At 42.4% G+C, this 12,703-nt stretch carries 15 protein-coding genes; 4 read left to right on the top strand and 11 right to left on the bottom strand.

The features are described from left to right. The first annotated feature begins 102 nt into the window (after positions 1-102). On the top strand, positions 103-1,068 hold the full coding sequence (locus ONZ52_RS07525) for a DMT family transporter (RefSeq protein ID WP_265218044.1): 966 nt from the start codon (positions 103-105) through the stop codon (positions 1,066-1,068). A 16-nt stretch (positions 1,069-1,084) separates the two neighbouring features. Here the strand turns inward: ONZ52_RS07525 and ONZ52_RS07530 are convergent, their stop codons facing one another. The 10 genes from ONZ52_RS07530 to ONZ52_RS07575 form a co-directional block, all read right to left on the bottom strand. After that, positions 1,085-1,435 carry a DUF6164 family protein gene (locus ONZ52_RS07530; RefSeq protein ID WP_265218045.1) on the bottom strand — a complete coding sequence of 117 codons (351 nt, stop codon included), beginning with the start codon at positions 1,433-1,435 and terminating at the stop codon, positions 1,085-1,087. A 163-nt stretch (positions 1,436-1,598) separates the two neighbouring features. Beyond that, positions 1,599-2,927, bottom strand: coding sequence for an EAL domain-containing protein (locus tag ONZ52_RS07535; protein WP_265218046.1), 1,329 nt, complete (start codon positions 2,925-2,927; stop codon positions 1,599-1,601). A 398-nt stretch (positions 2,928-3,325) separates the two neighbouring features. Next, on the bottom strand, positions 3,326-3,760 hold the full coding sequence (locus ONZ52_RS07540; protein ID WP_265218047.1) for a DUF3833 domain-containing protein: 435 nt from the start codon (positions 3,758-3,760) through the stop codon (positions 3,326-3,328). 178 nt (positions 3,761-3,938) lie between these two features. Beyond that, the gene (locus ONZ52_RS07545) at positions 3,939-4,685 is read right to left on the bottom strand and encodes a hypothetical protein (protein WP_265218048.1); all 747 of its coding nucleotides are present in this window, start codon (positions 4,683-4,685) and stop codon (positions 3,939-3,941) included. A 103-nt stretch (positions 4,686-4,788) separates the two neighbouring features. Next, complete coding sequence (locus tag ONZ52_RS07550; protein WP_265218049.1) at positions 4,789-5,298, bottom strand: DUF2878 domain-containing protein; 510 nt, start codon at positions 5,296-5,298, stop codon at positions 4,789-4,791. A 14-nt stretch (positions 5,299-5,312) separates the two neighbouring features. Further along, positions 5,313-6,578, bottom strand: a complete 1,266-nt coding sequence (locus tag ONZ52_RS07555; RefSeq protein ID WP_265218050.1) for an SAM-dependent methyltransferase — start codon at positions 6,576-6,578, stop codon at positions 5,313-5,315. Between the two features lie 33 nt (positions 6,579-6,611). Beyond that, entirely contained in the window at positions 6,612-7,391 is a 780-nt protein-coding gene (locus ONZ52_RS07560; RefSeq protein WP_265218051.1) for a DUF1365 domain-containing protein, read from the bottom strand. Beyond that, complete coding sequence (locus ONZ52_RS07565) at positions 7,385-8,635, bottom strand: NAD(P)/FAD-dependent oxidoreductase (protein WP_265218052.1); 1,251 nt, start codon at positions 8,633-8,635, stop codon at positions 7,385-7,387. The genes ONZ52_RS07560 and ONZ52_RS07565 overlap by 7 nt, the downstream gene beginning before the upstream one ends. 73 nt (positions 8,636-8,708) lie before the next feature. Next, on the bottom strand, positions 8,709-9,464 hold the full coding sequence (locus ONZ52_RS07570; RefSeq protein WP_265218053.1) for an SDR family NAD(P)-dependent oxidoreductase: 756 nt from the start codon (positions 9,462-9,464) through the stop codon (positions 8,709-8,711). A gap of 25 nt (positions 9,465-9,489) precedes the next feature. Beyond that, entirely contained in the window at positions 9,490-9,933 is a 444-nt protein-coding gene (locus tag ONZ52_RS07575; RefSeq protein WP_265218054.1) for a nuclear transport factor 2 family protein, read from the bottom strand. A gap of 208 nt (positions 9,934-10,141) precedes the next feature. Between ONZ52_RS07575 and ONZ52_RS07580 the strand changes: the two genes are divergently transcribed. The 3 genes from ONZ52_RS07580 (at position 10,142) to ONZ52_RS07590 (ending at position 11,720) form a co-directional block, all read left to right on the top strand. Beyond that, the gene (locus ONZ52_RS07580; protein WP_265218055.1) at positions 10,142-10,717 is read left to right on the top strand and encodes a sigma-70 family RNA polymerase sigma factor; all 576 of its coding nucleotides are present in this window, start codon (positions 10,142-10,144) and stop codon (positions 10,715-10,717) included. Between the two features lie 5 nt (positions 10,718-10,722). Continuing rightward, on the top strand, positions 10,723-11,415 hold the full coding sequence (locus ONZ52_RS07585; RefSeq protein WP_265218056.1) for a ChrR family anti-sigma-E factor: 693 nt from the start codon (positions 10,723-10,725) through the stop codon (positions 11,413-11,415). A gap of 122 nt (positions 11,416-11,537) precedes the next feature. Continuing rightward, a complete protein-coding gene (locus tag ONZ52_RS07590) occupies positions 11,538-11,720 on the top strand; it encodes a hypothetical protein (RefSeq protein WP_024025667.1) in 183 nt (60 codons plus the stop codon). A gap of 86 nt (positions 11,721-11,806) precedes the next feature. Here ONZ52_RS07590 and ONZ52_RS07595 read toward each other — a convergent pair whose 3' ends face one another. Beyond that, on the bottom strand, positions 11,807-12,652 hold the full coding sequence (locus ONZ52_RS07595; protein WP_265218057.1) for a MurR/RpiR family transcriptional regulator: 846 nt from the start codon (positions 12,650-12,652) through the stop codon (positions 11,807-11,809). Positions 12,653-12,703 lie beyond the last annotated feature (51 nt).

Consider the following 12,703-nt stretch of genomic DNA (forward strand, 5'->3'; position numbering starts at 1 on the left):
CGATTTATGCATAATGATTAGAACTATTATGCATTGGCTTTAATCCCTAAGGAAAGCCAATATGACTTTTCTGATTTTCTCTCGTTTTATAAGGCTATTATCATGCCCACTGCTAAACAGACTTTTCTGTACGGTCTTTTTTTTAGCGCTGTGACTGTGCTCTTTTGGGGAATGCTACCTATTGCGCTAAAGTTGTCTGGCAGTTTTTCCGATCCTATTACGTTAACTTGGTTACGTTTTTCAGTGGCGGGTATCATTTTAGGTTTATGGCAATGGCAACGTGGTAAACTGGAAGAATTCAAATTTTTATCTAAACATGACTGGTTACGGCTTTTTGCCGCAGGTACATTTTTGATTATTAACTACACTAGTTTCGCATGGAGCTTAGACTTTTTATTACCGGGCTCGGCACAATTAAGCTTTCAGGTTGCTCCTTTATTCCTCGCTTTGGGTGGATTATTTTTTCTAAGAGAAAGCATAAACTGGCAGCAATGGTTGTGTTTTGTCGGAATAGGAATAGGGATGTTGGTGTTCTTTCATCCTATTTTTGGACAAGGTGGTCAGGGCTCTATTTGGGTTGGATTCGCCATTGTTCAACTGTCTGCCGCAGCCTGGTCTCTGTATGCTTTACTGCAAAAATCTTTATTCAAACGACTCGCGCCGACAAACATTTTATTGGCAATTTATGTTTATGCCTTGCTTGTTATGCTGCCATTTTCATCGCCCAGCGAACTAGTAAACATGTCCGCAGACGATGCCTGGATTGCGGCTTTTTGCTGTCTAAATACGTTGGTCGCGTATGGCGCATTTGCCCAAGCTATGCGTTACTGGCAAACCGTACAAGTCAGTGCTTCCGTTGCTTTGACCCCCGTTATGGCTTTCATACTGACAGAATTTTGTGTCGCTGTTGGTTGGTGGACCGAGAGTATTCACTCTTCCCATGCCGACCTATTAAGCTTATTTGGTATGTTAATTGTGATCATCAGTGCCATTAACGTGCAATTAATCAGCGCAAGAGTACAACGTAAAGCCGCGTTATTGACAAAGCCTTTGAACGAAGCCATTTAAGCGAGTGACATTGTCCTTATAGCCAAAGCGTAAAAGGCATAATAGAAAGACCCAGAATTAACACTATGGCAATCAAAGTAAAAAAAGCTTCTGCTGGATTTTGACGCGCATGCTGAAGGTAGCCTAACACCCACTGCCCAACCGAAATGGGTCGCATAGTTTGGGCACGTGCTATTTGATCTTCTCGTATAAGCGCTAACGCTTTTGCGGCCTGCTCCTTGTCCTTTACCCACAACCCAGCCATGGACACTTGCCAGCGCCCAGCAGACGTTTCATAAAAGGCGATCTCATGATCGGTTAATAATTGACGAATATCATTCGCTTCTTCATCTGGCACATATTTCAGTCGGAAAACTAACGTCGCCATAATATAAAACCTTATACACAAAAAAAGAGCGGTAGAGAGTAAGAGATGCCTGACCGTATTACAATCATGTGCTGTCCTGTCTCATTTTATAACGTGTTCTTCAATCCAGGAAATCACTTGCTCTTTGGGCAACGGCCTGCAGAAATAATACCCTTGAACCCTATCAACCCCGAGGCTCTCTGACCGCATTGAGCTGATCCTCTCGCTCAACGCCCTCTGCGACTAACTTCATGTTTAACTCTTTTGCCAACTTAGTCACAGATGTCAGTATCTGGCGGGTAAATTGATCGTCTTTCAAACTCGCAATAAATATTTGGTCTAACTTTAACGTGTCATAAGGGAAGCGACGCAAGAAATCCAATCCCGCATAACCGGTACCAAAATCATCCACAGACAGATGAACGCCTAGCGCTTTGATATGTTCAAATCGGCTTACCATAATAGGCAGATCAATGGCATCTAAGGCACTGGTTTCTGTCACCTCAAGTCCTAACCGGCCTTTCAGCTCAGGGTACTCGTCAAGGATACCTGCCAAACTCGGCGCAAAAGTTTCTCTAAGTAAGCTGTGCCTGTCTACATTCACCGAAATATTAATATCATTTAACGGTAAAGGGTACTCGCGATAAAAATCACCGACTTTGCGAATCACCATCCAAGTCAGTTCATCAATCAGGCCTAGTCGATCCGCCATATCAACAATAACCAGAGGAGAAACCTGACCATGATAAACAGAGCGCCACCGAATCAGTGCTTCCATTTCATACTGACCATCAACATTCAGCGATACAATAGGCTGAAAATACACCTCCATGGCATTATTTTTAATGGCGCGTTTAACGCAGTGCCTTAGAGAACGTCGGTAATAAGCAATGGTAAAATAGCCTGTACAGAGGATAATAGACAGCAGCACCCAACACACAAAGATCCAAGGTAACAGTGACACCAAACGGCTCCAGTATAAGTCGGTTGTTAAAAGCACCTCTAATTCGATTGCCCAGTCATCAAGTGTCTCTTTTTTCGTTTCTAACAGATCTGAAACAATATGGTCTCGGTTTGAGAACAGCACGTGCTTGCCCAGTGTTAACTCGTAAGCATAATCAGGCAACAATATTTGATCCACCGTCATCGCAAAACTGCTTGGCGGCGCTAAGCCATTAACACCCAGCCCGTCAGACCTTTGGTAGAAAGCAAAAAAAGTTGACTCGCCCAAGGTATTAGAATCCATTAACGACACCGTTTTACGATCTTTACTGTCTTTTATACGGGACACAATGGATTTATATATGGAAATATTGATGGCCCCAAGGTTGGAGCAATACACCTTAAAGTCAGCATTGAAAAGACCAAACTCTTTAAAAATAGGAGAGTAAAAAGTAGCACGACGCAAACGGTCTACATCAGCTCTTTCACAAACAAAAGCGCTGTTATCCGCCACTTGTTGCAATTCGGCAAAAATACTTTCCATGTGCTCTGACAAAGCATTTTTTGCCATATCGGTTCGTTTATCTAAGTCATTTAACAAAAAAACATAGAAGCCCTGTGGCAAAGAGGAGAAAACTGAGGAATATGGAGAGTAACCCGCAAAAAAATAATACCTTTTTTCAATAAACGCTATTGCCCTGACGTCGCCAAACATACCGACACATCCCTCCATTTATGAATCATCAAGATAAAACTCCAATTGTATGCAAAGGCTTTGCCTGTTAATTGTGAATAGCGACAAGAATACATAAAAGCGCCCATAAAAAAAGACCGCTCCAAGCAGTCCTTTATATATAGCATATAACATCGAATATTTGACTTAAATCTCTATGAGAGCCAGTAATAAAGCACCTTAAGCATTATTCATTTTATGCTAGGATGTTTAAAAATTATCACAAACAAGGTCCATTAGTCGGTTACTTTTGCAATCACAATAGAAAGATAACCGACTTCAACACCAAACTTTGTCATCACAGACTCATTGATAACAACGCCATCTTTGACCATATACATACGATCATCCACATTAACTTCTATTAGGTCTCCGTCGTATTGAACCTGTAAAACATAATTCATAAACAATGCATTTCCTGCGATTTTTACATCACCAGAACCAATCACATCATTCGCTGTTGCCGTATACTGGCCCTTTGCATTCGGTGTCATAGTCCAAGTACGATTTTGAACTTCACCATCATCAAACACAAACACTTCAGCCAACGTCCCAACGCCGTTCTCCCAACTTCCTTCTAGAGTGGCATTGAAATAACGAATCACCTCACCACTGCGGTTTTTCAAGATACCATGCGCGGTTAAAGGCCCAGAAAAAAGTTTGTAATTCAAACTTCGGTTCATTTTTAGCGTACAAAGACACATCTGGGGTAGAGCAAGCCGTTAATAACAACATGCTCAGTATCACCGCCATCATTTTACTTGTGACAGAACACCATACGTTTTTCATAGTCATTTCCTTAGAATATGCAGTGCTATCGCTAGAATAAAAGAGCGATGCAGTAATGTGTTAAAAATAATGGTACTGAATATCTACACTCTGATATTTGCCGTTTTCATCGCATATATTGGCGCGTCCGGTGAAACGCAATAAGCGCTTATCTAAAGGATCATAAGCAACCACTATCGGATCCACTGCTATTTTGACAAACCAGGAAATGGGAGACAAAGCGAAACACATCGCTCCATCCTGTGTTCCATCAAGACAATCGGCTTTAGCAACACGAAAAGAAAACGTGGTTTGCTGGCTAGGCACCAAATATTCGATATCCATCTGTTTACCTGTTTTCAAGGTATCCCAGTACTGTTTAACAAAACCATCAAAACCGGCATCTACCACAATACCCGCTACCAATGGGATCGAACCGACTTCTGGCTGGGCTTTTCGGTTTTCTACATAGTTTACTTCCAAGCGATTATTCACTTGTTTCACATCTATGGTTTCACCGTTACGCTCATTAACCTGTGAAAAGCTGGGAGTAATACGCGATTGAGAAAAATCTAGGGTTTTATTCGCAAACACACGGCCATCTGGCTCTGAATATTCCACCTTATGACTTTTGTCATCGAGCATTTGATGTGTTTCTCGGTACAATAAAGCACCGGTTTTCAAACTGTAGGCACTGCCTACTATTTTGGAAAAGTCGGCATTGCTAGAAACTGGCGTATCAGCCAAACTGAAGGCACTAAATAATAAAGAAAAAAACAACGTCACAAAGGACCGCTTCTGCGGCAAACAAACAAAAGATAGCTTCATTTCTCACCCTTACATTTTAGATTACGTCATACACTTATTTATCATCAAGTGAGACCCATATCAGATAGAGATAACGCTGATACAGAAGCAAATACAAGAACTCTTAGGCATCAAACAATGTCCATTTTTCGCTCAGCCAAATTCCCAGCGGTATCACCAACGACCAAATAATCGCTACGATCAATAAAGTCTGTCCAACAGGCTCTGCTAAGCTAATACCTGACAGCTTTGCACCAGCAAAATAACTCAATGTTGGCCCAATAGCACCCATTAACGCCCCCAATATATATCGTGAACGAAGAAAAGATAGGCTATGGGCAAATAAGGTCGCAACACTCACCCAAAGACACAGTAACCAAACGGGTGGCAAGCTTATTGTGTCTAAATTATCAGCTGAAGCAGAGAACACGCCAACATGAAACAGGGTACCATCAACGATAATACCTAATGTTAGGAAAACTAAAAATAAACGCCATTCTCTTCGAGTATGCATAAAATAACGATCATGCAAGAACAGATACGAAGCCGTGGCAGCGAGAGTCCAAAGATCGCCCGCTAATAAACAAATAAACCAAACCGCTTGAAATAGAATGGCATTCAATAAGGATTTCATGCCATATGCTCCCTTTAATTCGTCTCAATAGACAAACGATGATCGGGTTTGGCAAAGACAAACTGCCCTGTACTAATGGCCCTTTCTTTGAAGCCACCTTCGCAATAAGCCAAATAAAAGTCCCACATACGGCAAAATACGTCGTCAAAACCCATGTTCGTCACTTCATGACGAGCGGCATGGAAACGTGTGCGCCAATCCGCTAACGTTTTGGCATAATGCTCTGTAATGTCCTCCAGTCCCACAATTTGCATGTCAGTTTTTGACGCTATTTTATGAGCAATCACCTGATTGGATGGCAAACAACCACCTGGGAAGATGTAACGTTGGATAAAATCCACTGAACGGCGTGCATAATCGTAACGTTGATCCGCAATGGTAATGGCTTGAATCACCATCACACCATGGGGTTTTAACAGCTCGCTGCACTTAGAGAAATAGCTGTCATAGTATTCGTGACCCACCGCTTCAATCATTTCAATAGAAACAAGCTTATCGTATTGCCCTTGTAAATCGCGGTAATCTTCAAGCAACAAGGTAATCTTATCTTGCAAACCTTCGGCTTCCACTCGTGCCTTAGCAAACTCATACTGTTCTTTGGAAATTGTGGTGGTGGTTACTCGACAGCCATAGTTCTTAGCGGCGTGAATCGCCATGCCACCCCAACCTGTGCCGATTTCTAATAGGTGATCGTCTTTGCTTAATTGAAGCTTTTGGCAAATACGATCCAGTTTATTTACCGATGCTTCTTCTAAAGAAGAATTCAGCTGTGGGTAAACCGCCGAGGAATACATCATGGTAGGGTCTAAAAATAAGGAGAAAAAATCGTTGCCTAGGTCATAGTGAGCGGAAATATTATCTTTCGACCCTTTCTTCGTATTGGCATTCAATTTATGAACGATCTTTGCCCCTATACGGCTCCATATGGGACGTTTAGCGTCCATTTTATTGATCAAACTAAGATTGGCCACCATCAAGCGAATCACCGCAACCACATCCGAAGAAGACCACCAGCCCTTCATATAAGCTTCGCCAGCGCCAATACTACTGTTTAAAAATACGTCACGATAAGCATGAATGTCATGAACTTGGATATGCGCAATATAGCGAGTGCTTTCCTTGTCTTCTCCGAAGGTATAGGTTTTACCATTCTCATCTAATGTTAAATGGCCAATTTCCAATTTTCCTAACATCGCAAACACCATCTTGCGTGCTAGCGTATCGAACCAAGTTGTTGTGTTATTTTTCACTTTCTGATTTTCCATACTAACGGAGTTCATAGGTATTAATCTCCTAAATGCCATATTTCTACCCTATTTGATCTTGGTAGACGATGAGTTCGGATGCGAATAAAAAGGCACCTTTTTTATCCATAACTTTAGTGCTTGCCAATAAATGCCAAAGGCAACTTGCATTGTCATGACAGGATAACGAAACAACACCCTCGCCATAGTAGAAGACGTTAACGACATTCGAGTCAGTGATAAGGTGGCATCAAACACGCACTTTTCCCCTACTAACTCTTTATTCTGCATATGCACCGCTAGCTTCTTATGAGGAACATTGCTTCGCCAGTCATAAAAATGTTCCATCGGATGAAATGGCGATACATGCATTGCCTTGTTAAATTGCATACGCTGCATAGGCAGGAGTGGATCACATTTTAAAACATAAGGTATTTTTTCCCGCCAAGGCGTATTCGTTACTTCAAGCAGCATGGCTTGCAGTTGCTCATGTTTGTCGAAGCAATAATAAATAGTGATGGGATTGATGATGAAGCCAAAATATCGACAATTGGTTAACATGCGCACTGGACCTGATAAATCCAAGCCCAAACGCTCATTCACTTCAGACAGCACTGCCTGTTTAATAGAAACAGACGAATCCCCAAAATAATCTTGTCGAGCAAATCGAGCTAAGGACCAAGGTTTAACAGACCACCAGGGACTCATCGCCAACACATCATTTAACTCATCTAAATCGAAGTACATCATAAAGACGCTATAACGAAACGCATGAGTACGCGGTAAAAAACGACGATGGCGCACAGTGCCATGATAGACAGCGCTGTGCTTAGGCAGAAAATCTACCATGTGATTCCCAATCCATTAGCCACACGAACGCCACTCCAACAACCATCTTCATGGAAACCGTTACGCCAATAAGCCCCACAAAACCACGTTTTGTTTACCCCATTAATTTCTGACCAACGATCCTGAGCGTTAATACCCGCCAAGGTAAAGGTAGGATGAGAGTACTGGAAACGCCCCACGATTTTGTCTTCCGCAATCATGTCTGTTTGGTTCAAGGTAACCACATAGGTGGTATCACTGGAAAAATGCTGCAGAATATTCATGTTATAACTTAGGGTAGCAGGCTTAGTTCGATCCTTTCCAAGATAGTAATTCCAACTAGACCAAGCGAGTTTCTTTTTCGGCAACAGTCTGGTATCGGTATGAAGTACCACATCGTTGTTTCGATAAGGCAGAGCCGATAAAATCGCGTGCTCCTCTTTAGAAGGGTCCGCCAATAACGCCAACGCCTGATCACTATGGCAGGCAAACACAATTTGATCGAACACTTGTGTAGAGCCATCTGCAAAGTGAATCACCACATCGGTCTCAGAACGATGTACTTTGTCGATAGTCGCGCCAAGCTGAATACGGTCTTTAAACTTTTCGACTAAAGGCTGTAAATACGCCGATGATCCCCCTTCAATGACTCGCCATTGCGGGCGATCATTCACACTTAACAAACCGTGGTTTTTAAAGAAGCGGACGAAAAACACCAATGGAAATGCCATCATTTCATCCAATGTCGATGACCAAATCGCACTGCCCATTGGAATCAAATAATGACTGGCAAAACGGCGACCATAGCCCTTTTGCTGCAAATACTCTCCAAGCGTCACACCTTCCTTTAATTGACCGCTGTCTAGGTCTTGGATGGCTTCTTTATTGAAACGTAAAATATCTTTTAACATACCAATAAAAGAGAAGTTCAATAAGTTGCGACGCTGGGCAAACAGTGTATTTAAATTGTTGCCTCCGTATTCGAGGCCCGTATCCTGACAACTCACACTAAAACTCATCTCTGTCGCTTTAGATGCCACACCCAACTCATCCATTAGCCGAATAAAATTCGGATACGTCCAATCATTGAAAACAATAAAACCCGTATCAACTGCCCGAGTCTGTTCTGCTTCTTTTACATCTACGGTTGCCGTATGACCACCAATACGATTTTCCGATTCAAAGACTGTCACTTCGTGCTGCTGCTGTAGAAGATAAGCACTAGTCAAGCCAGATATCCCTGAACCAATTATGGCAATTTTCACTCATTGTCCCCTTAAAATACCTTATATCATTCACTCACCGAGCGGATGTAATAGCCAATTGTCACTGGTGATATTAGTCGTTATGATTTTTTTTAGGTGCCAATATAGACAACCATAATTTTGGGAAGTGCCGTCCAGCCCACAGCATGACCGATAAACGCTTAGGAAAGGCAAACTCAAAAGGACGGGAGGCTAAAGCATTGAACATTCTTTTCGCCGCATCATCAGACGACATTAAAAATGGCATAGAAAACGTATTTTTTTGCGTCAGAGGTGTATCAACAAAGCCCGGCAATAAACAGGTCACATCAATATTGAATTGCTTTAAGTCCATACGTAGGGAAGAGAGGAAATAACGCACAGCCGCTTTGCTCGCGCCATAAGCTTCCGCTTGTGGGAAAGCGGCCTGAACCGCTTGTGAACTTACTCCGACTAAATGCGGCCGCGAGGATTTCTTCAATAACGGCAAACATACATCCACACTGTTTACCAAACCAAAAAAATTAACCGACATAATTCTATCCATCATTTTCCAATCAGGATCTGTATCTGTCATATTAAGATATTCGCAGGTGCCCGCATTTAAAATCGCACAATCTAAATGTGCAGTATGTAGCATTAAGGTTTCTCTTACGGCTTGAACCTGACTGTCATCGGAAATATCAAAAGCCACAAAGGTTAGGCTTTCATAGGATTCTGACAAAGTAACCAATTCGCCTTGCGTTCTCGCACTGGCTAACACTTGCCATCCTGCTTCTAAGTATTGCTTTGTTAACGACAGACCAATACCAGAACTGGCTCCGGTAATCCATACAACACCTTTGTCCATTATCATGCTCCTTGTTCTCCCCAAACTACCTTGCCAAGCGCTTTTTTAAACCTTTCACGGCAGTACCCAACAAAGGCACGTGTTCATAAATTAACTGACCAAGGTCATACACGTCTTCATGGAAATAGATGCGCTCATTAAACTGCACTTGGCTCATACCACGCACAGTAATCGTTTTGTTGCCTAACTTAGGGTGTTTAAAATGCATATTCCATTTGATATAGGCTGTATTCTCAGAGACGAGCTGATCCAAATATTCAAAACGCCCACTGTGCACATTGACACACATTTCGGACAAGTAAGCGTGCAAACTTTCGGCACCGCGCAACTCATGAACAGGGTCCTTAAAGAGCACATCTTCTGTGTAAACATCATCCATTTTTTCTAACTTTGGATGCTTAACGTCTTGATAAAACGCTTTAAAGCGCTCTATTAATAAAGAATTGGAAGCCATATTTGCGTCCGTCATACTCGTCACTTACCTTAGCAGTTACCTAATTGGGTGGTATTTTGTGTCACCATATTTTGTTTAACGCGTTGCGGTGCATTCTGGATCACTTTCAAAAGAAATTTAAACACTATTTACGTAAATAAAAGTGATCCTCTCGAATAAATACAGCGTATATTTGATACAACGCAAACTAAGCGTATGACAATTTTGCTTTTTGGAGCGATAAATGGAACGCGCAACTCAACTACCCGACGACGAACAACGAGTCACGGACATTTATGCCGTCGCTCAACATAGGGATCAAGCCGCTTTAGGCCGTTTATTTGATCACTATGTACCAAAAGTAAGATCGTTCTGTCTTGCCGCTCAGCCTGGTGCCAATTTAATGGCCGATGATATTGCGCAAGAAGTCATGATACGTATTTGGAACAAAGCACACACTTACAAACCTGAATCGGCATCGCTTAATACTTGGGTCTTTACTCTAGCGAGAAATGCTCGTATCGATTATTTACGTCGAAACAGCCGACATCAGTCAGATATTGATCCGGAATATCTTTGGGAACATGTGATCGACGAAAATGCCGATCCATTTAAAGACGCACAGCAAAAAAGAGATCAAGAACGTATTCAGCAAGGCTTAAACAAATTACCAGCTGATCAAAAGCAGGTTTTGTCAAAAGTTTACTTAGAAGGGAAAACACATAAGGAAGCCGCTGAAGAATTGTCTCTTCCTCTTGGAACGATAAAATCTCGGGTTCGCCTTGCTTTGCATAAACTCACTATTTACGTTAAGAGGTAGTATCGATGATAAACTACCATCCATCGATTGAAATACTAACAGACTACGCTGCTGGCTCACTACCTTTGGCGCATTCCTTGTGTGTGTCCACACATTTAGAACGCTGTCCTGAATGCCAACAGCAGATTAGAAAGTTGGAAATGCTCGGCGCACATCTTTTTGATCAGGCTCAGACAGAATCTCGTCAGCTCAGTAACCTAAAAGACAGCTTCTTCAAAAATCTAGCGCAACAGCCTAGCCCAAAAGAAGACAATAAGGTATCGCCTCAAGAAGATAAAGACATGAGATGGGATGATTACGCCATTCCACGTAGCCTGCGCCAGTTTATTACCAAAAGCTATGATGATCTTACGTGGATGCGCCTATCGCCCTCTTTTAAGATAGCAACGCTTTACAACGAAGAAGGCGGCGCACAAATCGCTCTGACCAGAGTAAAAGCTGGCGCCCATATGCCAACCCATACCCATACAGGTGACGAAATCACTCTCGTATTGGAAGGGGCTTTTTCGGATGAAAGCGGTATTTATCGTCAAGGTGACTTTATCAACCGTGACGCGAGTCACAAACATAAACCCATCGTCACAAAAGACGCAGAATGCATCTGTCTAACAGTTTTAGACGCGCCGATTGAGTTTACAGGCTGGCTGACAAGACTGTTAAATCCGATTGTTCGTCGTTACCATCCTCATTCTCACTAATGGCAGGATGGTTCAACGCAACCAAAGATAGACACACGATTGCAGACGTTAGCCAATAACAAGCAAATTTTATGAAATTCTGGTATAGTCCTTGTTCAATCTAAAAACAAGGACTATTTATCATGGCAACTAAAAAGAAACAGCCGGCTGCTTCGGAAACTTCGGAATCCATTGAAAAGCAAATGCAAGAGTTTCTTGCGCGCGGTGGACAGATAGATAAAATCGATTCAGGGGTTAGCGGACAATCTCAGTTAACAGGATCACGCCACATTTCTCTCGGTAATAGCAAAACGAAAGCGCAGTAAGCTTTCGTTTTTATACGCCTTGTTGAAAATGGGTTAGTAAAAGAACACTTGGTACAAGCCAGCCCTTGAATAATCAGGCATTTGGTTTATCTAGCGTTCTTTTTCTCTAACTCATAAGCCAAACCAATAGACAAAGCTTGTGCCAAACAAAGTGAAGAGGACAACGAACGAAAAGACTGAATTTCCGCTTCCTTGACCACAAAACAAACAGATGCGATGGAAGCCAAAGGGCTTATTTGATTATCGGTGATCACAATCAGAGGCACTTTTTTCTCTGCTGCCGCTTTTGCCACCATTTGCGTTTCTTCCGCATAAGGGTGAAAACTCACCGCGATCATCACATCATTCTTATCCAATGCACTCGCTTGTTCCTTATACATACCCCCGACACCATCAATTAAATAAGCCTTACGATCAATATGGCGCAACGCATAAGCAAAATAACTGGCGACGACAAATGCTCGTCTTACTCCGACAACATGCGCAGCATTGGCTTGGGACAATATTTGTATGGCTTTATCCAAATCCTCAGCCGCAGTGGTTTCACTCAAATGCCCAAGAGCAATCGCATTTGCGTGGGAAAATCGAGTCAGCAATTGAGACGGCGACTGTTCACTATTTTCATCGCCAAATGCTTCTCTTGCCATACGAATTCTGTCTTGATAACTGGGCGCCTCTTCCATTAGATTCTGCTGGAACAATTTCTGCATCTCGCTAAACCCGCTAAAACCAAACGCATTAGCAAAGCGAACCCAAGTAGAAGGATGCACCCCAGCGTCTTTTGACAGCACAGCAACAGTACCAAATGCGACATCACTTGGTGCGTCTAAAACAAACTCTGCCACTTGACGCAACCGCTTACTTAACTTTGGATAGTGCTGTTTAATGGTCTCTTTTAAGTCCGTCAATGATTCTGGCGCAACGTTTGACATAAAATACTCTCTGTACTCAAAGTTCTCTCCGTAACAGCAAGCACAGCAGCA

This window comes from Marinomonas rhodophyticola (assembly GCF_026113935.1).
Classification (GTDB): Bacteria; Pseudomonadota; Gammaproteobacteria; order Pseudomonadales; family Marinomonadaceae; genus Marinomonas; species Marinomonas rhodophyticola.